The sequence below is a fragment of the Paenibacillus sp. RC334 genome (assembly GCF_030034735.1).
In the GTDB taxonomy this organism is placed as follows: Bacteria; Bacillota; Bacilli; order Paenibacillales; family Paenibacillaceae; genus Paenibacillus; species Paenibacillus terrae_A.
The window spans coordinates 5,775,762-5,802,007 of record NZ_CP125370.1 but is presented as its reverse complement, the minus strand read 5'-3'; the positions used below and the strand labels follow the sequence as shown (position 1 = coordinate 5,802,007).

16 protein-coding genes and 4 pseudogenes are annotated in these 26,246 nt (G+C 42.6%); 15 read left to right on the top strand and 5 right to left on the bottom strand.

Features of this window, described 5'->3' with window-relative positions; all coding sequences use genetic code 11:
• Window positions 1-77: 77 nt before the first annotated feature.
• On the bottom strand, window positions 78-1,799 hold the full coding sequence (locus tag QMK20_RS26555) for a cellulase family glycosylhydrolase (RefSeq protein WP_283653985.1): 1,722 nt from the start codon (window positions 1,797-1,799) through the stop codon (window positions 78-80).
• Between the two features lie 235 nt (window positions 1,800-2,034).
• Here QMK20_RS26555 and QMK20_RS26550 point away from each other — a divergent pair, with 235 nt between their 5' ends.
• The 4 genes from QMK20_RS26550 (at window position 2,035) to QMK20_RS26535 (ending at window position 4,650) form a co-directional block, all read left to right on the top strand.
• Window positions 2,035-2,799, top strand: coding sequence for a class I SAM-dependent methyltransferase (locus QMK20_RS26550; protein WP_283656355.1), 765 nt, complete (start codon window positions 2,035-2,037; stop codon window positions 2,797-2,799).
• A gap of 108 nt (window positions 2,800-2,907) precedes the next feature.
• Window positions 2,908-3,075, top strand: coding sequence for a CxxH/CxxC protein (locus tag QMK20_RS26545; RefSeq protein WP_081750721.1), 168 nt, complete (start codon window positions 2,908-2,910; stop codon window positions 3,073-3,075).
• A 119-nt stretch (window positions 3,076-3,194) separates the two neighbouring features.
• Window positions 3,195-4,130: a helix-turn-helix domain-containing protein gene (locus QMK20_RS26540; RefSeq protein WP_283653984.1), complete on the top strand. Its 936-nt coding sequence runs from the start codon at window positions 3,195-3,197 to the stop codon at window positions 4,128-4,130.
• 28 nt (window positions 4,131-4,158) lie between these two features.
• Complete coding sequence (locus QMK20_RS26535; RefSeq protein WP_283653983.1) at window positions 4,159-4,650, top strand: DinB family protein; 492 nt, start codon at window positions 4,159-4,161, stop codon at window positions 4,648-4,650.
• An 83-nt stretch (window positions 4,651-4,733) separates the two neighbouring features.
• On the opposite strand, the pseudogene QMK20_RS26530 reads toward QMK20_RS26535, so the two are convergent.
• A pseudogene (locus tag QMK20_RS26530) lies at window positions 4,734-5,079 on the bottom strand (helix-turn-helix domain-containing protein).
• 66 nt (window positions 5,080-5,145) lie between these two features.
• Window positions 5,146-5,487, bottom strand: coding sequence for a helix-turn-helix domain-containing protein (locus QMK20_RS26525; RefSeq protein ID WP_283653982.1), 342 nt, complete (start codon window positions 5,485-5,487; stop codon window positions 5,146-5,148).
• A 166-nt stretch (window positions 5,488-5,653) separates the two neighbouring features.
• On the opposite strand from QMK20_RS26525, the gene QMK20_RS26520 reads away from it, so the two are divergent.
• The 8 genes and pseudogenes from QMK20_RS26520 to QMK20_RS26485 all read left to right on the top strand — a co-directional run bounded on the left by QMK20_RS26520 (window position 5,654) and on the right by QMK20_RS26485 (window position 14,549).
• The gene (locus QMK20_RS26520; RefSeq protein ID WP_283653981.1) at window positions 5,654-6,478 is read left to right on the top strand and encodes a DNA-binding protein; all 825 of its coding nucleotides are present in this window, start codon (window positions 5,654-5,656) and stop codon (window positions 6,476-6,478) included.
• 188 nt (window positions 6,479-6,666) lie between these two features.
• Window positions 6,667-7,146, top strand: a complete 480-nt coding sequence (gene rlmH / locus QMK20_RS26515; RefSeq protein WP_013312768.1) for a 23S rRNA (pseudouridine(1915)-N(3))-methyltransferase RlmH — start codon at window positions 6,667-6,669, stop codon at window positions 7,144-7,146.
• Window positions 7,147-7,270: 124 nt separating this feature from the next.
• Window positions 7,271-10,186: an HD domain-containing protein gene (locus tag QMK20_RS26510; RefSeq protein WP_283653980.1), complete on the top strand. Its 2,916-nt coding sequence runs from the start codon at window positions 7,271-7,273 to the stop codon at window positions 10,184-10,186.
• Window positions 10,187-10,364: 178 nt separating this feature from the next.
• Window positions 10,365-10,730 carry a helix-turn-helix transcriptional regulator gene (locus QMK20_RS26505; RefSeq protein WP_283653979.1) on the top strand — a complete coding sequence of 122 codons (366 nt, stop codon included), beginning with the start codon at window positions 10,365-10,367 and terminating at the stop codon, window positions 10,728-10,730.
• A 193-nt stretch (window positions 10,731-10,923) separates the two neighbouring features.
• The gene (locus QMK20_RS26500; RefSeq protein WP_283653978.1) at window positions 10,924-12,663 is read left to right on the top strand and encodes an ABC-F family ATP-binding cassette domain-containing protein; all 1,740 of its coding nucleotides are present in this window, start codon (window positions 10,924-10,926) and stop codon (window positions 12,661-12,663) included.
• A gap of 366 nt (window positions 12,664-13,029) precedes the next feature.
• A pseudogene (locus QMK20_RS26495) lies at window positions 13,030-13,182 on the top strand (phage tail protein); the annotation flags it as partial.
• 300 nt (window positions 13,183-13,482) lie between these two features.
• Window positions 13,483-13,782 (top strand): annotated as a pseudogene (locus QMK20_RS26490) (SMI1/KNR4 family protein); the annotation flags it as partial.
• 164 nt (window positions 13,783-13,946) lie between these two features.
• Window positions 13,947-14,549 (top strand): class I SAM-dependent methyltransferase, encoded by a 603-nt coding sequence (locus tag QMK20_RS26485; protein ID WP_283653976.1) that lies wholly within the window; start codon window positions 13,947-13,949, stop codon window positions 14,547-14,549.
• 136 nt (window positions 14,550-14,685) lie between these two features.
• Here the strand turns inward: QMK20_RS26485 and QMK20_RS26480 are convergent, their stop codons facing one another.
• Together QMK20_RS26480 and QMK20_RS26475 are read right to left on the bottom strand one after the other, a co-directional pair.
• Complete coding sequence (locus tag QMK20_RS26480) at window positions 14,686-16,107, bottom strand: MDR family MFS transporter (RefSeq protein ID WP_283653975.1); 1,422 nt, start codon at window positions 16,105-16,107, stop codon at window positions 14,686-14,688.
• A 315-nt stretch (window positions 16,108-16,422) separates the two neighbouring features.
• Entirely contained in the window at window positions 16,423-16,662 is a 240-nt protein-coding gene (locus QMK20_RS26475; RefSeq protein WP_283653974.1) for a hypothetical protein, read from the bottom strand.
• Window positions 16,663-17,022: 360 nt separating this feature from the next.
• Here QMK20_RS26475 and QMK20_RS26470 point away from each other — a divergent pair, with 360 nt between their 5' ends.
• The 3 genes and pseudogenes from QMK20_RS26470 to QMK20_RS26460 all read left to right on the top strand — a co-directional run bounded on the left by QMK20_RS26470 (window position 17,023) and on the right by QMK20_RS26460 (window position 26,227).
• Complete coding sequence (locus tag QMK20_RS26470) at window positions 17,023-17,721, top strand: hypothetical protein (RefSeq protein ID WP_283653973.1); 699 nt, start codon at window positions 17,023-17,025, stop codon at window positions 17,719-17,721.
• 479 nt (window positions 17,722-18,200) lie between these two features.
• Window positions 18,201-19,023, top strand: a pseudogene (locus QMK20_RS26465) (IS3 family transposase); the annotation flags it as partial.
• A 1,075-nt stretch (window positions 19,024-20,098) separates the two neighbouring features.
• Complete coding sequence (locus tag QMK20_RS26460) at window positions 20,099-26,227, top strand: DUF7601 domain-containing protein (protein ID WP_283653972.1); 6,129 nt, start codon at window positions 20,099-20,101, stop codon at window positions 26,225-26,227.
• The last annotated feature ends 19 nt before the right edge of the window (window positions 26,228-26,246 follow it).

Here is a 26,246-nt window from a genome sequence, read left to right as displayed (position 1 = left end):
AGGCATAACTATAAAAAAAGGCGTTCTCCGGATCATTTTCCGGGAACGCCTTTTCAGTTTGTCGGTTGTATTTTAGGCTAGGATGCCGTTCCTGTCACACGGGTTCCGCTCTTGGTAATCTTGTAGGTCACCACATCGCCGCTCCAGAAATGGAACTTCAGCGTGACTTCACCATCCTTCACACTGTTAAAAAATTCAGGCAGCAGCTTGATGCCATTCGCATCATAGGCAGGGGCAAAGGTGTTGCCAAATTCCTTATACGGTGTCCAGTCCTGCGGTCCGGCATTGCCGCCATTGGTATAAACAGCTTCCATTGTGGCAAGCTGGCTGCCACGGAAGTCCGTTGGAATGGTAAAGGTTTGCGTAGTACCCTCGGTAGCGCTTAATTTTGGTGTATCATACACGACTACTTTAAAATTCCAGTCTGCCCCCTTATTAAACTTGGCGTTAATTACTGCATTCTCACCATATTTACCGGAAGTGGTTAGGCTGGTAAGCAAGCTGGCCTTCAAGGTTAATGTGTCTCCGCTCAGTGTGTAGTCGGTGCCCTGTTTCAGTTGCTTGTTGTTGGCGCTGAGTATGCTCAACTGATTGCCGTTCAGGTTTAAAGTGACCGTGGCATCCTGAACGGAAGTGCCTTTCTTCAGGTGAATAAGGTCACTGGCTGCATTGGAGGAGCGTCCTTTCAAGCTGGATTTCATGACATTAAAGAGTTCAGGATCGGACCACTTGAACGTTGTGCGGTTAAAATGCTGGCCGTTATCCCAGAGGATGCCTGTTACTTTTTTCTCTTTCATATAATAAGTCAGGTATTCAAAGAATTTCAGCTTTTCACCTTGTTCAATAACGCCTGTATTTTTATCGAAGCCGAGTAGGCCGAATTCACCGACGATGACCGGAATGCCCTTGGCTACAAAGGTGTTATAGGCATTATCAAAGGTTTGAATAATATCGTTTTTGGTATCTTTCTCAAATGTAGTATATCCGGCAATATTCACACTAAAAGGCCAATAGCCATAATAGTGAATGGTCGCAATCAGGTTGGGATCGTTCAGCTTGGTTATCGTGTTGTACAGTTCGTTGATTTTGTTCTGGGCAGGTGAAGTATCCAGGCCGGGCAGAACAAGTGGGCGGGTTGCATTATTACCGCCAGAGGCGCGGACGATTTTGTGGAAGGAAACATTCAGTTCTTGGAGCATCTGGTTCATTTTCGCTTCATCCGTCGTTCCTCCTTCGGAGAAACGGGGTTCGTTAATACTCTCGAACATCAGCTTGTTCGGCTGATCTTTAAAGCGATTGGCAATTTGTGTCCAAAGTGAATTATAACGAGCCAGCACTTCATCATGCTTGGGCTCCATACTGCTTACCCATAACCACGAATCATGATGGACATTGAGCATGACGTACAGATTGGCATCCAGTGCCCAGCGGACGACTTCTTCTACACGGTTCATGTAGGCAGCGTCAACGGTATAATTCGGTGCTGCTCCTATGTGTTTATCCCAGGTGACGGGAATACGAATGCTTTTGTATCCTTGGGCAGCAATTTGCTTGATCAGTGCCTGAGTAATGCGTGGATTGCCCCAGGCAGTCTCATCTGCCCCGACAGCATCCAGAGAATTTCCTAAATTCCATCCGGGCTGCATGGCTTCGACATATGATTGCATACTGCTTGTGGCGGCAGTTTGCGATGCTTGTCCGTCAGATTCGGCAGCGGCGGCAACGGACGCGAACGTGGATAATAAGAGGGTAATGGCAAGCGTCAACGACAGCAATGAAACGGGTCTTCGTTTGAACATACAGGCAGGCCCCTTTACAAAGTTATTTTTGAAAGCGCTTTCCATTGAGATACTACCATACTATTCCATTATAGAATACCTATATAATTAGTGGGAAAATCATGTGATAATTAGTTATTTTATGATTGTAAACGTTATTGTTGCCAAAATGTAAGAATGAGTGTAAAATCTATGGCCCTACGCAGAAATCAGAGCAGCATTGAATAGTAAATACAGGAGGAAGAAGGAGATGAATATGAACAAGTGGGACACGGAAGAGGCCATTCGGCGCTGGAATATGCATGCTGAGAATTTTACCGCCAGATACACTGAAGAAGGGGATCGCTCTCGCGAAGTGCTGTTGAATCCTGCATTACAAGAATGCATGGGCACCCTCGCGGGTAAAAAAGTGCTGGATGCCGGGTGTGGTGAAGGTTATCTGAGCCGTAAAATGGTCAGGGCGGGTGCGCTGGTGGAAGGTGTCGATTATTCGCCGGAAATGCTGGAGCTTGCAAGAAAGCGGACACCGTCAGATTTGGGGATTACGTATCATCACGGTAATCTGGAGAAGCTGGAGATGTTCGGGGATCAGAGCTTTGATCTAATCGTTTCAAACATGGTCATACAGGACCTGGAGGATTATGAGCAGGCGATTGCGGAAATGCGGCGGCTGCTGGTGCCAGGGGGCAGCTTTATTTTCTCTATATTGCATCCGTGCTTTCAGACACCAGAGAGTGGATGGGTAAAGGATGAGGCAGGGAAAAAGCTGTACTGGAAAGTAAACCGTTATTTCAGTGAAGGCGTATTGGAGCAAGATATGCCTTATGATCAGGAGGAAAAGCTTCTGTACTTCCACCGCACGCTGGGCAGCTACGTACAGGCTATTACTGGAGCGGGTCTGCTACTGGAAGCCATGATCGAACCGAAGCCGTCGGCAGAGATGCTGGAACGATATCCCGATTACCACGAGGACCTGAACGTCAGTCATTTTCTCATTTTTAAAACCAAGCGTCAGGGATAGGAATCAAGCCCTTTTCTTTCCGCGTCAAGTGTGGTAGAACAAAAGAAGGCGTTTGTAACAGACACCAAACAACTGGAAGAGCTTCATACGGAAAGGGATGCAACTGGGATGTACGTGGTATGTAAAGAGCATGTGGAACTGGCAATTGATATGTTCGTCGATGAATACGAGGATGCACCGGATGTCGTCGATCTCAAGGAAACGAAATTTTCGGATTGGGACCCTCCAGTGAAGTGCAAGGAATGTGAGCAGAAAGCGGAATTTTTAGTCGTCTAAAAAACAAGCACGGGCGTTTCGGGCAGAAACGTCCTTTTTGTATACAAGGATTTTGCAAAATCCTCATACATAGAGCTTTACTAATTTCCAACACGTGCTGAGACAGGAGTGAATGATGGATGGACCCTTTGCTGCATTCACTGTTTCGTCCGATTCAGGTCAATGGATGTGATCTCTCCACGTATTATATCGAACAAAAGCCGTCTGCTGCGCTGAGAGCTTATGTCGCTTGCTATTGGGAGTCTGGTTCTGCCAATAGGGTGGTAGAAGAGAATCTAACAGCTTCGTGCGAAGACACCGCTTTGTTAAGCTTGCCGCAGGAAGAAACCATGGAGCGGGTATTACCTGACGGCTGTACGGATATTCTATTTGAATATGACCCGGTGAGTAAGCGTCAGGATATCTCGTACTGCGGGACGTTTACACATCCGTTCGTGTCTGCCAGACAAGCAGGTACCGAGACACGCATTTTTGCTGTGCGATTTTTTCCGGGCGGAGCACATTATTTTCACGGCATGCCAACTCATCTGTTTACAGGTGGACACTTCCGCTTGGAAGATATCTGGCCCGAAAGCATCGCGGTCATAGGTGAGCGTATTCTGGAGGCACAGGATTTTAATGAACGGGTGCGCATCATGGATGAGTATCTAAACCAGCTTTTGCTGCGCCAAGGGACGAACGATTGTGATCTGATGAAAAATTTGCTGCATCGTATTTTTGTAAGTAGTGGGAGTATGAGTGTTAAAGAGCTAGCAGAGCGCGAAGCGATCAGTGAAAGACAGATCAACCGCAAGTTCGGGCAATGGATCGGGATCAGTCCCAAAAAGTTCAGTGAGGTCGTCCGCTTCCAGAGCGTTCTGCGTAGTATTCAAAGCGGTGACCCTCTGGATTGGACGGAGCTTGCGTTGAAGTACAGCTTTTTCGATCAGGCCCACCTGATTCGTGATTTTCGCAGGTTCTATGGAGATTCTCCGCTTACTGCCGCAAAGGATTTTCGCAGGTTGTCCGATTTCTACAATACACGTCCTGAGGCTTCCGTTATACTCAAAACATGAAAAAGAATGACAAAGGAGAGATGAGAACATGAGTGGAACGCTGCAAATTCGGGAACATCTGCTGGATGAGCTGGAGACTGGAGTACGAACAGGAGAAGCCCTGATCCGTAAAATACGTCCAGAGGATTGGAGCTTTCGTCCACAGGACAATTTCCGCTCACTTTTGGAGCTAGTGCATCATTTTGTACTCATTCCTGCTTCGGATCTTGCGATTATGCATCAGGAGAAGTCCGAGGAAGAAGTAGGGAATATTGAAAACAGCCTATCTGAGGTAGACGATCCCGAACGCTTGGCTGCAAGTTTCAGAGAGAATTTCGAGGCGTATAAAGCTTACATTCTTTCGCTTAGCGAAGAGGATTATCTGAATCGTTCGACCAAAGCCTTTTATATGGAGCATGGACATGTGCAGGTTCAATGGCAGATTGAGACCATGACACACGTGTTCCATCACCGTTCGCAAATATATAATTATTTGAAGCAACTGGGACATGAAGTGAGCTTTTTTATGTTGTATGCTTGAGTGTTTTTTATAAAAAGGTTTGGAGGGCACCTGTGCGGTGCTCTTTTTTGGTTGTAATCAAGCTTTTCAGGGATGGTATGGCCTTACTCAAACGCGCGCGAAACCTCTTTATTAACTCGTCTGAGAATCCCGATTTGCTCCTTCATTCAATCTGCTGGTCAACGCAACAAACTCATCTATCGCCTCTTGCCGAATAGTTTCGTCTTTAGTCATATGTTCTTTGGAAAACATTAATTCACTGATAGACACGTTTAAGGCAGTTAACACTTTCTCCAAGGTATCAATGGAAAAGTTTCTTTCGCCTCTTTCTAATGCACCAATATATCTATAGTCCAAGCCTGCGATTTCAGCTAGCTTTTGCTGTGTAAGTCCCTTTGCATTTCGAATAGCTCGGATTCTTGTACCCATTTGCTTGCGTAATTCTGTCATATAACCACCTCATAACAAGCTTATGGAAGATGAAGTGTAAAAGTCAGGTAGAAGAGAATTTTTCAATTAATTTCTTTGTTGTAACTCAACTAAACCAACAATATTTTTAGTTATAGTAGTAAGAATTTCGAGCTCTGTTGTTTCTCTTGAATTTATGAGTAACATAAGTTCATTTATGATTTGTTTTCGATCCGAAGTTTCATCGAATTGGAAAAGTTCAAAGGGTGGAACCTTTAACGCTAAAACTATTTTTTCCAACGTCTCCAATGAAATATTTCGATCTCCACGTTCTACTCCGCCAATATAACTGTAATGAAGTCCTGCTGCTTCTGCCAATTGTTCCTGTGTCCATCCTTTAGCTTTTCTTAGTTCTCGTATCCGATTTCCGACGCTTTCTGGCAAACTCATGTAATCACCTCCACTTAAGGTTAGAAGAGGATAGAATATCGTTACAGACCATCTTATACAAAATAAAATCATTAAAAATAGTACTTTTAAGTACTTTTTTATATTGACCTTCATTCTCATTTTCTATACAATTGGTTGTAAATGGAAATATAAGGAGGGACTTTTCTTGAGAACTTCTATCCTAAAATCACTCAAACCTGACATCGTTGTTGAAATGTTGGGGATGGCTGTGGCTTTTGAGAATTGGAAAAAGGTCATGGAGACAGCGGATATTTTGTACCAATGTGTACAGCGTATCTATGAAGAACGGCAGTATCATAAAGCGATGAAATTACCCATTCCGCATGTCAATTTAGAACGTCCGTTGGTATATTATTTTGGGCTCAGTCACCTGATGTGTGGAATGGCTCACCAGAACCAGGGAGCATATGAGCAGGCAAGGGAGTGTATCTATAAGTATGCTGAGCTGGGGTGGATGGAGGATTTAAAGGAAGAAGACATTCAGGTTGTCGAGGAGTTCAGGTTTTTAGCCAAAACTAATTTATATGCAGTAGATATTTTGTCTGGAAATATAGAGCTGCTCGAGGAATACGTAGCCTTTTTGCAGGATAATCTAGAGGAAATATTACCGGGGCTGAATACCATATTACAGGCAGCGCTTATGTATCATTTGGATGTAGGGGATATTTTACATACGTTTGCAGAGCAGATTGATGAATTCGGGAGTTATGAAGACGCGGAGAACATATCTTACTATTATAGCTACTGCTATCATTTGGCTTTGTACTATCGGAAGTACGGCAGATTACAGGAAGCGGTGGGGCTTACTGTGCAGGCGATACATATAGCCGATCAGTCAGGTAACGATCGTAATTTCAAGAAATGTACAGCATTGTTCGAATCACTGCGCGAGTGGGCGACAGCTGAACAAATTAGCGGATATCGAAAGATGCTAATGCAGTGTCTTAATGAATACGAAACGGATAGGTAGTTCATTGTGAAGAGCGTAAATGAATGATCCGCTATGATTTGAACAGCGAATAGGCTCGTAACGGAGAGGAAATAGATAGGTAAGAGACGTTTCAGATGCTAAAATAACTATGTTAAAGCCATCTTTTTCAGTTAGGGATTTTAAATACGATTTTACATTATCATTCGACATAGATAGGGGTATGGAATTTGTTTATTCAGCTTATAGGTGTGGGGAAGTTAAAAGAGAAGTATTTGGTTATGGGCATTCAGGAATACGCTAAACGGCTGGGACCATACATCAAGTTTCAAATGATCGAAGTAGCCGATGAAAAGGCTCCTGACACACTGAGCGAAGCGGAGGTTCGACAGGTCAAGGAGCGAGAGGGAGAGCGCATCCTTGCCCATGTGAAGAGTGAGGCACATGTTATTGTACTCGCCATCGACGGCAAGCTCTGGAGCTCGGAAGAACTTGCGGAGGAATTGGATAAGCTCGGCACCTACGGTACAAGCCATGTTGTCTTCGTCATTGGCGGCAGCCACGGCCTTTCTGACGAAGTCCTCCGTCGTGCCCAGCAGAAGCTAAGCTTCGGAAGGATGACTTTGCCTCATCAACTGATGCGATTGGTGCTGGTAGAGCAGATTTACCGAGCGGTGAAGATTAATCGGGGTGAACCGTACCACAAGTAGGGTGAAAGAGGATTTATTTTCAATTTGTTATAAAATACTACTCTTCACTCGGTTCTGTGGATAATTAAATCCTTAAGAGTTAAAATATATATAAATTTATCTTAATCTGAGGGAGTGTTGATTAATGCAAATATCCGACATTGCTTTAGTACAATATCTTAAATTTAAAAGCCCATTATATTATGGGAAAATTCTTGAACTAAAGGAATCTGTAGCGAATTGGTTATCATATATACCTCAAACTTTTCCTCATTATACTAGACATACAGTAGAACACAGTGAAGAAATCGTTTTACAGATGTCTAAACTGCTTTTTAGAGATAATGAATTTGAACAGCCGGTATTACGACTCTCAAGTGTTGAGGTATTTATTCTTATAGCATCAGCATATTTACACGATTCAGGAATGGTTGTTTCTGATAAAGAAAAGTTGAAAATCATTCAATCCGAACAATGGGGATTATTTGTGAATGGTAGTGGAAAAAAGAGATGGGATGAAATAGAAGCAACTAGAACGAGCACTACCCTTGAGCCGAGCGTTAAAGATTTTATAGCAGATTTACAAACAAGATTTTTAATTGCCGAGTATATTCGCAAGAACCACCATACTAGAGCTGTGGATATACTAGTTCAAAATCATAATCTATTAGGAAAGTTCTCGTTTGATGATCCTGCTCTATTTAAAACAATTGCTGATGTGTGTGTAGCTCATGGATTAAAGCATTTTGAATTAGAAAATAGTGATATTTACCCTGATAGACGGGATATAAGAGGAGAAGAGGTGAATGTAAGATTCCTGGCGATATTGCTTAGAATCGGTGATTTGTTGGATATGACATATGATAGAGCATGTCCACTTTTATTGAATGCTGCATGTCCTTTGCCGGCGGATAGTTTAGCACACTGGACACAATATCAAAGAATCTATCATAGATTAACTGCATATGACAGGATTGAATTAGTTGCAAAATGTAATACTCAAGATGAACATAGGTTTCTTCAAGACTGGTGCCAGTGGCTTGTGGAGGAAATTAATAATGCGTCAATATTAATGTCTAAAGTCAGCAGACATTCAAGCTGGATTGCACCTGTGGTGACCATAGGGAAAAATAACTCAACTATAAAAATTGAACCTAGTGATTCTGCAATGTATATTCCTTCAGAATGGAAATTTGAACTTGATCACGACGCAGTATTTCAGAGATTAATACTAGATGTTTATAAAAATGAAAAAGAATTTCTTAGAGAGATACTTCAAAATGCATTTGATGCAACAAGATGCAAGATTTATGAAGACTTAAAATACGAAGGAAAATCACTTCCTAGTTATCCTAATGATATAGATGAATTGATAAGAAATAAATATCCAATAAATATAAGGTTAGAATCATTAAAAGTTTTGAATCCCCTTTCCGGTGAAGAGTATTCAAAACAGCTTTTAATTGTTGAAGATAGCGGAATAGGCATGGATTCAGAAATTATAAAGAGGTATTTTTTACAGATCGGCAGATCGTATTATTCTTCAGAGGACTTTCAAAGAAACTATAGTTTCAAACCAATTAGTCAATTTGGAGTCGGCTTTTTGTCTGTGTTTGCTGTAAGTGAGAATGTTACAGTCGAGACATATAAAGTTCACTCCAAACAAGGTGAAGGAGCGGTACGATTAACGCTTAGCGGTCCGAAAAATTATCTTCTTACAGAACGAAGTGACAGAAGAATAAGTGGTACGAAAATCGAAATATTATTAGATACAGAATTTGGTGAAGATGAATTAATAAGTTTAGTATCCGGTTGGTGCAAGAAGGTCGAATTTCCTATTTATATTAACCAATATGGAAAAGAGACACTAATTCAGGCCGAAGACCGGAGGGAGTTAATTAATAATTCCGGTACTCTCTTGGAAGACGTTGAATTTGCTACTTCAGCTTATCCTATTAAAAGTGATGGAGTTTTCGGTGAGATTTATGTGTTCAGTGTTATTAAGAATAATATTGATAGATGGGATCAGTGGGGATGGGCAAATTATACCTACACCAAAAGTCACCCTCTTGCGGAATTACCTGAGATACCCGGTAATTTAACATGTCTTCATGGAATTGCGTTTGCTGAAAGCGGGTACCCTTCGGGGCCATTTCGATTTCGCATTGACTATCGAGGAAATAGTCATAGACAAAATCTCTCAAGACAACATATGGAACAGAGAGGGGATTATTTAGATGATCCAGTTCTATTTGAAAGATTTGTTGAAATAGTAGAGGACCATTTGAAAAATAGCTCGGTGAATAATACACCTGATGGCTGGTACTATATTCATTCAATATTAGAACATGCTCCTCAACTAGTTGCACATTTTATAGATTATCCACTAATTAGAGTGTATATTAATGGAACTGCAGAGGTTATTTCACTTAATGAGTTTGAGAGTCTGGAGGAGTTCGTAATTATCACTGATATTTCTCGCAAATATATTAAATCTCGCACAGAAACTGATGAGATTAATGACCTCGCACAATACACTAATCTAGCAACATTGTTGGAGGATGATTTTAATGTGCTTTCAAGATCAATCAAAGTTCTCAAAGACAGATATCCATACAAAGCAGAAAAATTAATAAATGAACGGTATGTTAAAACTTACTGGAAAAAGGGTAAAAGGAAAATAATTGAAGTAATAGGTTCTCGATCTCGATACTATAGTGATAGATTTATTGTTACTTCATACTTAGATGATAAAATTGCTGGATTCAGATTATTTGATAATCGGCAAGGCAAAATATTGATTCTAAATGAAAATAATAAATTGATAAATTGGATCTTAAGAATACAAGAGTTTATTGATAGGGATACTGATACAATAATTACAAGTGCGTTTAATAAGTTACTTGAACTGCTGAAAACCCCAATCGGGTTAGGTGGGTATGAATATGAGGAGTTGAAGAATCAAATTGAAAAGTGGAAGGACATACCCAATTTACCAGATGAGCTAATTCCGCCTCAGATAGAAATTTCTAGCTCTATGTTTCTCAAATATGTTCAATAATAAAAACACAGTCTCTTATATTTTTTGGCGAAGTCATCCTGTAGAAACGGAAGACTTCGCCCTATTTATGATACGGAGAACCGTATCATAAATAACGGCAAGTTTTTATTGTACAACTCGAATCAAGTATGCAAAAATCGCCGGTGATATGATCAAAAGGAAAGGAGGGAGGACTTCTGTGTACAAATGGAATGAAATGGAACATATGGGCTATTCACCCTATTATTGTTACAGACAGTTCAATCAATTAACCGGGATGACATTGCGGGATTACATCTGGACTCGAAGGATCAGCCGTGCCGCCTTCGAGCTCCGCGACACAGATCAGCGGGTTCTGGATGTTGCCGTAAAGTATGGATTCTTATCACGAGAGACGTTTACACGAGCATTCAACAAGGCTTTTCAGCTCACCCCTGCAGCCTACGAAAAAGCTCCCCGACCTATTCCGTTGGCTATTCGTCAGGAGGTATTCTCGCCTTATCGTTATTTGATCAAGGAGCGAGATAAGATGAATAAGGTACATTTACAACCGGCAGAGATCTAAGTCGAGTTCATTCCGGCGCTTTTATGAGGACAGTTGAGGAGGTAGCATGGAACTTTGACCCCCAAGGGATGGGCTACAAATGGATTGAACTTGGTGGTAAACAGTGTTACTCTAACAACGGTAAACTCAAAATCTATGTTCTGCAATACCTCTAATAATAGTCACCATTTTAGTTATAAAGAAAGGTAACACTATGATAAAAGTTGATAACTTATCCTTCTCATTTCCGCAAAAAGAACTATATAAAAACATTTCATTTACGTTTGAAGAGGCACAACATTGCGCTTTTATAGGAACAAGTGGCAGTGGGAAAAGTACACTGATAGATATACTGATGGATCCGGAAAGATATTTGTTCGATGGCAAGTTAGAGATAGACCCAACTTGCAGAATTGGGTATGTAAGTCAGTTCTCACAAGTAGACAAAACTAAAGAAACAACCGTTTTTGAATATATAGGAGAAGAATTTATTAAGATACAAAATGAAATAACATCTATTTGTACTGAAATGGAAACATCATCGGATATTGATTCGTTACTAGAAAAGTATCAATTAGCTTTAGACGCATTTGATTCAATGGGTGGGGATGATTTTGAAAGCAACATTAATAAGAAACTAAATCTAGCAAACCTCATGAAGCTAAAAGATCTTAGGGTATCCGACCTGAGTGGTGGGGAATTCAAACTTATTCAAGTGATGAAGGAAATGCTTAGTAGTCCAGACTTAATGATTATGGACGAACCAGATGTATTTTTAGACTTTGAAAACCTAAATGCGCTTAAAAATCTTATTAATTCCAACAAGGGAATGCTGCTAGTTGTTACGCACAACCGATATCTATTGAATCATTGTTTCAACAAAATTATACACCTTGAAAATACGGAGATCCAAGAGTTTGATGGGCGATATATTGATTATAACTTCTCATTACTTCAGACTAAAATTGAGTTACAAGAACTCACAATCGCTGAAGATGAAGAAATTGAGAGAAACGAGAACATAATCAATAATCTTAGAGCTATCGCAACTTATAATGCAGAAGCATCTAGAGGTAGAGCGTTAAAAGCTAGAGTTAAGTTTCAAGAAAGATTGGAAGCGCGTAGAATTAAAGCGCCATTTGTTGATATTAAGCAACCGAATATTAGTTTTGGTATTGATAATGAAATTGAAGACACGATTGTTGTGAATGTCAATAATTATAGTGTTGCCTTTGATGAGTTGCTTTTAGACAATGTTAACTTTGAGATAAAATCTACTGATAAAGTAGCCATTATTGGTTCAAACGGTACCGGGAAAACGACTTTGCTCCGAGAAATCTTTAAAAATAATCATGATTCAATTGAAATAAATGCTGATGTTAAAGTGGCTTATTTATCTCAGCTTCAAGGCGAAATACTAAAGGATTCTAATACAATACTAGAAGAATTCATCGATGCTGGGTTTAAAACTTATGATGAGATAAGATCGTATATTTCAAACTATGGCTTTGAAGGAGAAATCGTTAATCAAAAGATAGAATCTTTATCTGGTGGAGAAAAAAATATGCTTCAATTGGCTAAAGTTTCGGCCAGTAAAGCAAACGTATTGCTTCTTGATGAACCGACAAGCCATTTAGACACCTATACACAAATAGCACTGGAGAAAGCCATTGAAGACTATAAAGGTGCGATTCTCATGATTTCTCATGATTTCTATTCTGTTGTAAATGGTATGGATTATGTTTTAATCATTGACGATAAGACGATTAGAAAAATGAGTATGCGAAAATTTAGACAGATGATTTATGCTAGTCATTTTGATAGAGACTATTTAGAAACTGAACAAAATAAAAAATCAGTTGAAATGAAAATAGAATTGGCTTTAAAAGATACTGATTTTGAACTTGCAAAAGTATTGGTTGATGAGCTAGAAGAGCTGATTAAGTTGCTTTAAATTACAACCCTCTGATTGAAATGATTACAAGAATCAATTTATTGTACTGGGAATTACGGCTACTCCGGAACCATCCAACTAGAAAGTGAAGTCAGTTACAGCGAATATTGCTAAAGTGAATCAGTTCGAGTTCAACGATGAAACATGATGTTGGTGGAAAAGTATCAATAAAAAAGACACTGATGGATAGAATCTCAGTGTCTTTTTACTGCATTGATTTCTTGATAGCTCTTGCCGTGGTCAGTGGTTCACTTATTATTAAAAATCTTTCTTAACACATTTTTGGCCATAGCAATCTGTTGAGGATCTTTCTCCGAGAGACTCTTGTGTTAATCCTCTTTCTTTTCTCAGGTCACGAATACGGGCACCGACCTGAAGAAGTGGGCCGTTGGCTTTAAGCTTTCTGAGGGGATGGAGATCCCGCAGGAATTAGAAGAGAAGTTTAAGTTTGCCCGGCAGAAGTCTAAACTACCGGGAACCATTAGGGATTCGTTTTTTGTGATTAAAGGAGAATATTAAAGTAAGCAAAAGCGCAATTGGAGTAATCCATTCACTTTTTCTTTTTGCAAAAGAGATGCGAGATCAAAGAGAGGGCCATCCTAAACGGGATGGCTTAAAACTTACCGTTTCACCTAGCGCGGAGAGCCGTATCATAAGTAGGGCGAAATTTTTTGAATACTTAATTACTCAACTTTCGCAGAGTCAAAATCGAGCTGACTCTAAGCGGGGATTAGGGTGAAGTCGGTTCAAGTAACGATCTTGCTAACATAGAAAAACACCAATTCATTTGGTACAGTGAGAGTGTCGAAGCTTCCACTTGCGCCTTTATTGTGTCACGCCGACCCGAAAATGCAAACCACTGCCATCTATGCCGCGCGCAGTTGTGAAAACAAGCAGGGAAGCTGGCAGATCATTGAACAGATGTTGATGGGGGCCGACCCGCAGGTTTTGAATAACTCGATTTTATACTGGGGCATTATTCCACACGAGAAGTTGCTGCCTTACTATAAGGCGGTATGGCCAGAATATAAAAGCAATCCGAATTTCAGAGAAAAATTTATCGGTTGTTTGCGAGAACTGCATTTGCTAGATGATTATTTCGACAAAGACGAATCGTGAAGAAGGTGTACATGAATCAACCCAAGGTTGTCTCCTCCATTCATACAGAGGTTTTGTTTTTCCATAAGCACTAATAAGAATGGGGATTAAATGCTAATGCTTGATAGAATATCATTCTATACTGTTGTATTCAGGATTTTATTAAGGCAGATTGGAGAGGTAAAATGGGAAATACGGATAAGTTTGAAATGATAGCTAATGTATATGACACTTCTGAAAGAATTCAGATTGCAAAGGGATCATCTGATGCCATTCGTGAATATGTAGTTGACGCTAATAGTAAGAATGCTATTGATTTTGGGTGTGGAACGGGCCTTGTCGGAATGAACTTGTTAAACGATTTTAATTCTATGCTTTTTCTGGATACTTCACAAAACATGATTAATCAAATAAAACAAAAAATTACTGATCTTCATATTCAGAATGCAGATACATTATGCTTTGATTTTGAAAAGGAAGGTCTAACGGATTTGCATGCGGATTATATTTTTATGGCTCAGGTTCTACTTCATATTCATGATGTTGAATTCGTTTTATCAAGGCTATTTGATGTTCTAAATGAGGGAGGACATTTACTAATCGTAGATTTTAATAAAAATGAAAAAGTAGTTTCAGATATAGTTCATAACGGATTTAATCAAGAAGAGCTGGCTGACGTTATGACTAAAATAGGGTATAGAGGTATTCAATCCAAAACTTTTTATAATGGAAGTAAAATATTCATGGGACAAGATGCATCTATGTTTATTATTGATTCTCGAAAATAAACTTTTAGGCAGAAATCAGCTCTCCCTATATTCGGGGTTCCAAGGTACAACGAAATAAAAGGCCGCCCCTTATGAGACAGCCCCATGCTTCTTGTACGGTGTTAAACTTATGATTCAATCTGTGCCTAGTAATGAATTAATTATGTTCAGGTGGCTTTTTTATAAACCAACCCAGCACCAGAATAAGTATTGCCAGAATAAATTCAATCCAAAAAACTGTTTGTAGACCGGAAACCATGCTTTGTGTCTTCTCATGCATCGCAGTGGGATTGAGCGAATGGTGAAGATAACGATTGGCTCCAGACGACATGATGCCGACGAACAATGCGATGCCAATTCCCCCTGCAATCTGTTGGAGCGTATTGTATATGGCTGTGCCATGAGAAACCAGGTGACGTGGAAGTTGATTTAATCCTGTCGTCTGAGCCGGCATGACGACGAACGACATGCCTAAGAATAAGAGGATATGATTGAAGAGAACGGAACCTTGTGTTGTATCACTGTCGATGCCGGTAAACAGCCACAACGATATGACGATCAGGAACAGTCCGGGCACAATGACGGGTCTCGGCCCGAATTTATCGAGTAATTTCCCCGATACCGGCATCAGCATCCCGTTCAAAATGCTACCTGGCATTAGAAGTAAGCCTGTCGCAAATGCTGTCAACTTCATCACATCCTGCATATAGAACGGCAGCAATGTTGTTGTGGCGAATAGAACCATCATCAGAATTACAATCAATACCGCAACCAGAGAAAAAGTGGAATGACGGAATACGGAAAGATCGATCAACGGCTCTTTGATCTTAAGCTGGCGCCATACAAGCAAGAGCAAGAAAAGGCTGCCTATTGCAATCGATCCGTAACCTTCAGGCTCAAGAGAGACACTTGTTTGGCTGAAGCCATAGGTGACGCAGCCAAAACCGACGGTTGACATCACAACGGATACAAGATCGACCCTTGGCTTGGTCAGTTCTGTCACATTCTTTAAGTACACGAATGCATAAATCATCGAAAACAGTGCGACAGGAATCACCATGTAGAACAGCCATCGCCATTGAAAGGTATCGATAATCAAGCCAGACAAAGGCGGCCCGATGACAGGGGCGACCATGATGACCAGCCCCATGAGACCCATGGCGGCACCCCGGCGTTCTGGAGGATAGAGGGCGAGAATCGTATTCATCATCAACGGAATCAATAATCCTGTCCCGCAAGCCTGAACAACCCTGCCCACCAGCAAGATTCCGAATCCCGGGGATACTGCACACAAGCAGGTACCGGCCAAAAATAACGCCATCGCAGACATAAACATCTGGCGAGTCGTGAACCATTGCTGTAGTAATGCGGTCACCGGCACCAGTACGCCGATCACGAGCATATAACCCGTCGATAACCATTGTATGGTCGAAGCAGCAACGTTAAATTCTCTCATCAATGCAGGAAACGCATTGGTAAGTAAATTTTCGTTAAGAAACGCGACAAATGTACCGATGAGTAGAGTGGTTAATATTGCCCCTCTCTTCATTCCTCTTGCATCTTGAGCCTGATTGTCCATCTTCTACCTCCCGATTGTTCATGACGTTCCGTCCATTGTTTGTATATCGCTTATCCCGCAACGCCTGAAGATCATTCTACGTGAAGTGAGATGAATTGGAAAAAGCGAAATTGCTCATCATACTCGGAAATTCATTCATATTTCGAAAGCAAAAGGGGGGCCCCCCACGGTGTCGCTCATTCGCGCATTATTTCTTGACAAGATGAGGTTAGGGGATTATGATAACGTGCCGGTCAACTCTATAAGGCAAATAAAATCAAAAAGGCTGACTTTTCGTAGTGCCTTGGCACCGGAATCGTCAGCCTATCGTGCAGATTATCCTACACCATCACTTTCTAACAAAGAATAAAAATTATCACGGTCTTGGTCATCAAATTTGCCAAGTGTCCTTACCCTAACAAATTCATATCCGCCATACATGTCTATTTCCTCACCGTACCTATTGTAGAGCGCGATCATATTGCCATCCTGATTCAACTCCAAGTACCCGTAACATTTTGCTTCAGGCGCTTCACCGTAAAAGAGTGTAAATTTGATTTTGATCACTCTGTGCATGCAGATCTTCCCTTCCTGTCTTTCGTATTGGCTTTGAATATATACAGTATTCCCCATAAAATGTCAAGGGATAAGGTTTCTACGTGACAACGGCGGAGGAGTGTACCAGCAAGTTGTGGACGCAGAACCATACCACAAGTAGGGCGAAAAACTGGAATATCAAAAAGGATATAGAGACCTGTAGGAGTGATGGAGGAAGTTACAATCTTGCAACATAAAAACGAAAGTTCGATAAACTCCATCATGGTCAGATATGGGCACATCATACAATAGGTAGGATAGGAACAACGCTATAATTTTCGTGAATGCTACTTCCATGATATGATCGAATTGTTATAAGGCATTAATTAAGGAGGAAGTATGAAACGGAAGAACTTGATGATATGTGCCATTATTGTATTAATCGTTGTTAGTTATCTAATCGGAAACTCAAAGGATACGGAAGTTTCCTCTACTAGCTCACAGTTTGAAAATGACACCCAAATTACTGTGAATTCTACAGTTCCTTCAGATCAGCCTGCAAAAGTATTGAACCAATCCCAATCGGTAACCAAACCAGCGAAATCTACAGCCGAGCTTAAACCTCTATTTGCCGGGCCTCTTCAAGCATTTAAGGACAAGTATGGAACACCTGACTCGAAATACATGTTTTCCATCTCGTATAATCAAGATGATCTATTAATCGACAGTGACAACGAAAGTGGTATGGTCAACTCAATATCAATGTCCTTTTCAAACGAGACGTTTATTAACAAGGAAAATGCACTTGCTAAAATCCTTCCCTATCTGCCTAAGGATGCGAAAAAGATAAAATCCCGCGTTGATGGCGAGTCTATCTTTGTGTTATACCAAAGCCCTTCCACTGCCGAAACCTTCTCAGATTGGTATGAGGCATGGGGGAGCGAAGCCTTGAAAAAACATGGCGGAGGAATGATCCTAGTACAAGCTATTGGAGGAGACCCAAATAGTAAGGAACGCCGAGGGAATGTTACGACTGCCCGTATGGAGCTTTGTAGTTTAAGTGTTCAAGATATTAAGGATATAGATGTCGATTGGTAATGACGAGGATTCAATCTATTGAAGCAACCTTTGCTGAAGGAACGGCATCATTGGAGAAAGCTCCAGCTATAAAGCAAAAAACAATTGCTCATGCTATAGAAGTTGCCAAACGTTTCTAATCGGGTTGTCATCGTTCTTGAACCTCCAAAAAAAGTAATGCTTCGAAACTGATTCCTATTACTTTTTGGGGAGCCCCGTCCCTATAAATTAGGTTACTAACTTTGGATTCTACCAACTAATAATCCGCTTTACTAACTAAGCAATCGCGGTGAACCGTATCATAAGTAATAGTAAAGCGAATCCCCCTTTTTGCATACATTTTATCTTCATTATAAAGTATATTTTCCGATGTTCATTTAGGAGGAAAAGTTGATTTCTTTTCATAAATAGTGGATAAAATGGATCGGATACACTTAATTTTACAGAAAAAATAAGGGATTGTAGAATAAACCTATCATGTTAAGGAGCGGATCTCTACAATGCCAAAACAACAACGACGTACCTTTACCTCAGAATTTAAAAAGCAAATGGTGCAACTCTATGAAAACGGGAAATCCAGAGCAGCCCTTGTGGAGGAATATGGCCTCACAGCCTCTGCTTTAGACCGCTGGATCAAACAAGCTCAGACATCGGGTTCCTTCAAAGAGAAGGACAATCGTTCGCCCGAGGAAAACGAATTAATCGCTTTGCGAAAAGAACTCCAGCGTCTGAGGATGGAAAACTATATTTTAAAGCCATGGGACGAAAGTAGCTATCATCCAGAATAACCGTGATAAATACTCGGTATCAGCAATGTGTGACGTCCTGCAAATCGCAAGAAGTACATTTTATTACGACGCCCAAGAACGAGCCACTGAAGACGATGTCACCGAAGCTATTGTGGATATCTTTCACAAGAATCGCAAAGCCTACGGCACACGCAAGATCAAAGTGAAGCTACATGAGCGTGGGTTGATCGTCTCCAGACGCCGAATTGGTCGGATTATGAAAGAGCAAGGACTGGTTTCCAGCTACACCGTGGCACAATATAAGCCCCATAAAACTGCTTGTAATACAGACACAACGGCGTGAGTTTGAGCAAACGGAAGCCAAACGCTTCGTTGTTAGCGATCTGACTTATGTGAAGGTCCAGAACCGATGGCATTACATTTGTGTGCTGGTCGAGGTCCAAACAAGGATGCTGCTCTGATTTCCCGCGCTTTTGCGAGCGTCAAGGGCGATTTGTGTCAGATTTAGTGGTTTCATACGGACCGTGGCAGCGAGTTTAAAAATCAAAAGATGGACGAACTGCTGGAGACGTTTGAAAAAAGCTTCGTATCCATGGAACACTAGGATATATGACGCCTGTTCAGTATCGTCATGCAGCCCTTAAAAAAGTTGTCTGATTTACTGTTGACAATCCAAAGTCAGCTAATCGACCTTGGCAGGAAGGCATTCTTAATCTCAACAACTATTCTAATAATTACCCCAACAACCACTGATGCTTTGAAGTCTGTCAGAGGTTGTTTTTTTATTGAGATTTGCAGGGAGAGGGTACGGTCTGTATTTTATAGAGATTTTGTAGAGGCTAGGATTTAAACTATGAAAAAAGTTTGGTGAAAATGTAGTTATCATGAGCTGATTTCCTAAGGATCACAATAAAATTGTGTTTTGAAAAAGCAGATATTCTTCAACATTGTCAGACAAGATACTAGAAGTATGTTTTCCAAGTCTTGTCGAAAAAAGTTTATTGGCTTACACTGAGTAGGTAAATTGTCTCAAATTTAAAAATATGAAAAAAGAACTAAGATAGGCTAGCTATATGTAGATGTCCTATAATCGGTGTCCTACATCTGAGAGTTTTTTTGTGATGATAGTCTACAGCGAAACTAAGATACTAGGAAGAAGGAACTACTACATCTACCAGCAAGCCAATCAGTTTCTAAGAGGAGGTGAAAAAGAGGGAACTTAGCAAGTTACATCTCGGCAGACGGTTTAAGCATACCTAGTTCCAAGAATAATCAACTGAACGGATGGTTGGACCGCATGTGATGGTGGAAATTGAGTTTCACGCTTCATATTGTCGAGCGGTTGTTTAGATTTTGTATAGGTCCCTTGTAATATAATGTTGAAATACGTCGTGTAGACTGGGCGTATTCTGCCATTTGCAGTATGTAAGTGGCGAAGACCATCGAAGGAGAGGGGAAGATAGCTACTAAGCATGATCAGCAGCCAGCACCCCACGGCACTTACACGTTCATCTGGAACTCCGCAAGAGTTTCGATGATATAAAGGCTGTTGGGATCAAGCAAATAGCATATGTTTATTCGCTTGAGCGGTTAAATCGAGGAAATGAGCTCGATATAGAAAAAAATCTGGCAATAAAGGGGAAATTCGTTTGAAAAGGAAACGAAGTGTGAGCAAAGCTGTGCTATCTTTCTGCCTAGCAGTTTTGCTTGTCTTGCAGACGGTGGCGTTCTCTGCTGTCGCATTTGCGGATAGCGCGCCAAGCGATTCCGGTGCGGCGGCCGTTAGCGAAGCCGATTCGCCGAGCGCGGACGAACCGTCGTCGGTACCAGAGGCGGTATACGCTGCGCCGACCGAACCGTTGCCAGTACCAGAGGCGGTGTTCGCTATGCCGGCCAATCTCGTAGCGATGGCGGCAGTCCCGACGGACAAAACGGCGGTGTTCATGGAAGCTAATTCAACCTTTCCGCTGGAAGTGACGCAGGGAAATGCTGTTATTGATCCAAACGGTATTATTCAGGGTAGACAGCCATTTACTCTCAAATCGGAAGGTCTGAAGGTGCCAGTGAATGGTGATGACTCTAATCCGACAAATGCGAATCTCGACCTATACATTCAGAAGGGTGACTGGATCGAGCTGAAAAGAGAAGACTACTTCAAGGAAGTGGTGTTGCCGACAACTAATAAAACCCTGAATGCACAGACTGAATCAGGTATGAAACAGCTTGGTACCGCCTATTTCACTCCAAATAGCATCAGGATTGTATTTAACGGTGATGATAACTTTTTCAATGGTGTTGGACGAGGTATTGTCTTCAGCTTTGTAACTACTGCCGATGCAGATGTAACGGGAATGGAGTATGGCGATACAAAGCCTATCAACATTTTTGGCGGTGCTTATCAGCTAGAGAACCCAGATGTTACAGCAGCGTATAGCATTACTTTAAGCTCGCCTGGAATGATCAGGTGGGATCAGTATGGTTATCGCGGAATTCAACCGGCACAATTTGTTGAGGGAGCGATTACTTGGCAGTCAAGCGTATCTGCATTCGATCAGTTTGATAAAACAATCAAATTACCGCTAGACGGGAAGACATTTTATACGAATCCTTCAACTTATAATACCGGCTTTGGAAATGTCCGCGGTATCTATATGGAGGATTCATTCAAAGTAAATGACCAAAATGTAACTCCAGACATTGGGGCAGACGGATCGCTGACTTACACTTTCCCACAGGGAACAGGTGTAGATCCAAAGGTTGAATATAAAACATGGATTCCAAAGGAAGCCTATTATTACGAGCACCGGAATCCGCCAGGCAATCTTGGTCGCAGCTATCGGGATATGAATGGCAAAGTGGAACTGAGACAGGACAATAATATGTTGGTGCAGGCAGGTCAGGAAATTTCTTTCGCACCCGACTGGATTCAAGCCAGCGCCTCGTATGACAATCCTAATGAAACAATCACATGGAAAGTCACTGTTAACCAGTATAACAAAAAAGGTTTAAAGGACTTTACCATCACAAATGTACTACCTCAAGGGCTGGAGTTTACTTCAGCCACATGGCAGACGTGGGTGGATGGCACTGCATCTGAGGTACAATCAATTGTACCGGATGCGAACAGCGTTTATTCCTTTGGGGATATTAACGGTAAAGTGGAACTAGTGATTAAGAGTAAGGTAACAAGCGGTTCCAACTTCAGAATCGACCCACGCGCTAACTGGAATTTGGACACAACAGGCGGTATTCAGAACAATGATGTGACAACTGGTTTAAGACCTGTCGCAGTAACTGACGAGGCAATCGTTACTATCGGTGCGCATACTTTTACAAAAACAGGCTCTGTTTCGATGGAGGATTATAACCTGGGCGGCATCACGTGGACCGTTAATTTAACACCACAGTATGCCCTGCCAAATGCGGCGGTATACGATGTGCTAGTGCATGGCGGCGATTTGAACGTCTTGGACAACGCAGTGGATGCAACAGGCGAGGTGAGTGCGGAAACGATTGCGAAAATCAAGGCGAATGTTAATACTGCTCAGCTTTGGAAGCAATATCGCGAAGGTACTCTCAAGAGCGCAAACGGCTTAACCTTGAAGGTTATCCCTTTGACAGTGAACGGTGAAGTCGTGGCGGATTTGATCAAGGTGACCGGATACACCGACAAAGCTGCATCCTTCAGCTTCCGTTCACTTGAGACCAAGCCGGATATCCTCTTCAGACAGGATATTAACGCAGGGAAAACAAGCTGGAATCGGGCCTTGCTCTTTGACGGCGAAACCGTAAAAACTGCTGCGGAAAACGCTGTTAATCTTCATCTGCGTATGCTGAACAAGGATATGCTCTTTGCGTCGAAGCCATTGAAAGCAGATGGTACACTTGAAAATGTTAATCCAAATAACGTAAATAACTACATTAGAAACGACAGCAATGAAGCGTGGACGATTTCTGGCTATGACAGGACAACCAAGACTGTTACATTCCGCTTAGGGGTGAATATGCCAGGATACAACACAGAAGAAATGGCTAAGGACGGTGGTAGCCGAGTAATCAGCAACATCAAGCTAGTGGATACACTGCCTGAAGGCTGGGAATTCGTGCCGTTTTCTGAGAGCAAAGATGTTGAGCTTTGGAAAGGCTACTCGGACAATGGTGGAGGCACCGAGTATGGTGTCAGAAACGACGCCAGAACAATTATTGAACCAGGCACTAATGCTCATGTGGTAAACTTCTCCCATAATGGAAACGTAGGAACTTTCACCTTCTCTAAATTGGAAAGTCCTTATGTCATTTTGGTAAAGGCAAGACCATCCAATGTGGCATTAGGCAAATATTTAGAGGAATACACTACAAACGGCACAACCAAGCAGGTGTTGTATAATAAAGCTGACCTTCATATGACATGGGGCGGAGAGGAAAAGGTTCTCACTGAACAACGTAAGATTATCGTACCTATTCAGACCTTGGGCAAGTCGGTAACTAAGCCAGTTCCAGGGGTGCTGGAATGGACAGTGAACTATACCCCGCCATTTAACATGAAGCAGGGCGTTTATCTGCAGGATACCCTAGGTGCAGGCATGAATCTGCGCTATGAAGAAAACGGAAAGCTTGTGCTGACAGCGCCTAGTATGGCAGTCTATCGTGCTAAACTGACTGCCAGCGGTGCTCTGGAACGAGAGGGCGCAGCACTGGATCTAAGCGACCCGAATGCTGAAGTTCAGGTAGAAGCTGCACCAGGCGCGGGAGGCACCACAGTTTTAAAATTCAAAATGAACGACCCTAATAAGTTTTACCAGTTTGTGTACCAAACAGAGGTTGATTCATCTAAAGCGAAAGCCGGAGACAAAATGGGCAACGAGGTAAAGCTGGAGGGTGATGACAATCTGAAATCTGTCAGTGCCAGAAGCGAAAGCACGCTGGACAGTTCGGACGTAGCCGGCAGTTCAAGCTCCAATGCCCTGCTGCCCCTGAAAAAGGTGGATCCTAATGGCAATCCGCTAAAAGGCGTAGAGTTTACGCTCTATAAGAAGGACGATGGAACTCAAATCGCCAAAGGAACAACCGATAGCGGAGGGAAACTTAATCTGCTATTCCCAGATCCAGGGTATTATGAGCTGAAGGAAACTTATATTGACACAACGACATGGTTGCCGACTACAAGAATTTATCAGGTGTACGTAGGGAATACGCCCGGGAAGCCCATCTGGGTAGATGGCGTAAAAGTAACCTCTGATAATCCGCTGGTCGTACCTACGCCGGCGCAAGGAAAGCTGACTATCAGCAATAAGGTTGGAGGAAACGGCAGCGATTCTTCCAAGGAATTTGAATACACCGTGACCTTTACCGGCGAAGGCAAGGACGGAAAGTACACCTATAAGAAGCCGGATAATACGTTTGGCACGATCAAGAGCGGAGATAAGATTATCCTCAAGCACGGGGAATCTGTGACGCTCCCGATATTGCCTGCGGATCTGGTCTATACCGTAACAGAGGCCGATTATACGACCGTTGACGGTTATATCACCACGCCGGAGACGAGAGAGCTGTCCGGCACAATCGTGAATAAAGGCGACCACAAGGCGGATTTCATCAATGAACGGACCGTCAACAAACTGACCGTCAGCAATACGGTCATGGGCAACGGCGGCGACAAGACGAAGGTGTTCGAGTACACCGTCGTCTTTGAGGATGCAGGCAAGGATGGAAGCTACTCTTACTTGAAGTCGGGCGGAGGCACAGGTACGATCAAGTCCCGCGATACCTTCAAGCTCAAGGATGGAGAGACACTGGATATTTCGGGTCTGCCTAAGGGTCTGAAATACACAATTACCCAGAAGGAATACACAGCCGACGAATACGTGACCATTCCTGAGGAACGGTATTATACCGGAGTCATGGAGGGAAAAGATAAAGATGCCCCGTTTACGAACGTGCGAGTCTTGGAGGGCGACTTGCTAATCAGCAACACGATTAAAGGCAAAGACGACGACAAAAAGAAGCCGTTCAAGTACACAGTCACCTTCACAGGCGAGAGAGCGAACGAATCCTACTCTTATGTGAAGTCGGATGGCAGTAAGGGCACGATCAAGAGCGGAGAGACCTTCGAGCTTACAGATGGCCAGACGCTCATTGTGCAAGGACTTCCGACATATCTCCAGTATAAGGTGACCCAGGATGATTATACGAAAGACGGCTATGTGACAGATCCTGAAAGTCTCGTTCGCACAGGCACCATTCCACAGAAAAAAGCGGCCGAAGCACACTTTGTCAATACCCGCCCGTATCTGGAAGGCGTGCTGCGTGATAACAACACAGGAGAAGTCATTCCGAATGCCCCCATCACGGTGACCGATCTGAACACAGGCAAGGAGCTTCAGACGAAGACAAATGAGAAGGGTGAATATTCGGTCCCAGCCGCAGCGGATACCGACTATACGATCACATATACGAAGTGGTATCAGGTAGGTGGGAAGGGTGTGCCTGTCGAGTTCACGCAAAAAGCAAATGTGGACGGCAGCGTGACGGACGAGACCGTTCCGGCGGACATTACGGCGGTAGGGATCGTTCTGTTCAAGCAGCTGAATGGAGCAAAAGAGCTATTCCACGATTCGTTTACCAACCAGATGCATATCTATTTGAAGGACAAGGACGGCAATTATATTAAGGAGAACGGTCGTCCTAAGGCGTTTCCGATGGCTTCGAACGGAACTTTCTCTGTGGAAGGGCTAAGCGAGCAGAAGTACACAATGGAAGTTCGCTATAAAGCTGAGACCGGCGAGGAACTGCTCCTCAAAGTGACGCAACTGGACGTGAAAGCTAACGGAGAGCTGAATATTTCCGAGGAATTGGTCGACCCTTATGGTACGGTTTATGATGAAACGACAGGAGATGCCATCACTGGCAAGAAAATTGACGGAGCCAAAGTTACACTGTATTATGCGGATACGAAGCGGAATAGAGATAACGGCCGCATTCCGGGTACGAAAGTAACGCTTCCTCCGGTTCCGAATTTTCCACCGCACAACAACGAGAGCCCGGAGCAGGATAGCGATGCAAATGGCTCCTATGCGTACATGGTGTTTCCTGAAGCGGATTACTATCTGATCGTAACGAAGGACGGATACGAGACGCACCGGAGTGATACGATTTCTGTCGATTTTGACATTATAAAATACGACGTGCCAATGAAGCCGATCAGTTCCGGTGGCGGCTCCGGCGGCAACTCCGGCAACGGTAACAGTGGAACCGGCAATGGCAACAACGGAACCGACAACGGTAACAACGGAACCGACAACGGCAACAGTGGAACCGACAACGGCAACAACGGAACCGACAACGGTAACAACGGAACCGACAACGGCAACAGTGGAACCGACAACGGTAACAACGGAACCGACAACGGCAACAGTGGAACCGACAACGGTAACAACGGAACCGACAACGGCAACAGTGGAACCGACAACGGCAACAACGGAACCGACAACGGCAACAACGGAACCGACAACGGTAACAACGGAACCGACAACGGTAACAACGGAACCGACAACGGTAACAGCGGAACCGACAACGGTAACAGCGGAACCGATAACGGTAACAACGAAACCGATAACGGTAACAACGAAACCGACAACGTCGGCAACGAGCTGGACGATGCTCCGAAAACCGGAGACAACAGCGTATCGCCAATCTTCTATATGGTTTTGGCGCTGATGTCCTTGATGACGATTGGGTTCTGTCTACTCGGTAACAAGAAGAAAAAGCACATCCAGTGACCGGGAAGGCGGTAAGAAA

Coding starts and splice junctions, on each gene's coding strand:
- QMK20_RS26470 (WP_283653973.1), top strand. CDS start 17,023: ATGAAACGGAAGAACTTGATGATATGTGCCATTATTGTATTAATCGTT.
- QMK20_RS26480 (WP_283653975.1), bottom strand. CDS start 16,107: ATGGACAATCAGGCTCAAGATGCAAGAGGAATGAAGAGAGGGGCAATA.
- QMK20_RS26485 (WP_283653976.1), top strand. CDS start 13,947: ATGGGAAATACGGATAAGTTTGAAATGATAGCTAATGTATATGACACT.
- QMK20_RS26500 (WP_283653978.1), top strand. CDS start 10,924: ATGATAAAAGTTGATAACTTATCCTTCTCATTTCCGCAAAAAGAACTA.
- QMK20_RS26555 (WP_283653985.1), bottom strand. CDS start 1,799: ATGTTCAAACGAAGACCCGTTTCATTGCTGTCGTTGACGCTTGCCATT.
- QMK20_RS26510 (WP_283653980.1), top strand. CDS start 7,271: ATGCAAATATCCGACATTGCTTTAGTACAATATCTTAAATTTAAAAGC.
- QMK20_RS26475 (WP_283653974.1), bottom strand. CDS start 16,662: ATGCACAGAGTGATCAAAATCAAATTTACACTCTTTTACGGTGAAGCG.
- QMK20_RS26535 (WP_283653983.1), top strand. CDS start 4,159: ATGAGTGGAACGCTGCAAATTCGGGAACATCTGCTGGATGAGCTGGAG.
- QMK20_RS26540 (WP_283653984.1), top strand. CDS start 3,195: ATGGACCCTTTGCTGCATTCACTGTTTCGTCCGATTCAGGTCAATGGA.
- QMK20_RS26550 (WP_283656355.1), top strand. CDS start 2,035: ATGAACAAGTGGGACACGGAAGAGGCCATTCGGCGCTGGAATATGCAT.
- QMK20_RS26525 (WP_283653982.1), bottom strand. CDS start 5,487: ATGAGTTTGCCAGAAAGCGTCGGAAATCGGATACGAGAACTAAGAAAA.
- QMK20_RS26545 (WP_081750721.1), top strand. CDS start 2,908: ATGTACGTGGTATGTAAAGAGCATGTGGAACTGGCAATTGATATGTTC.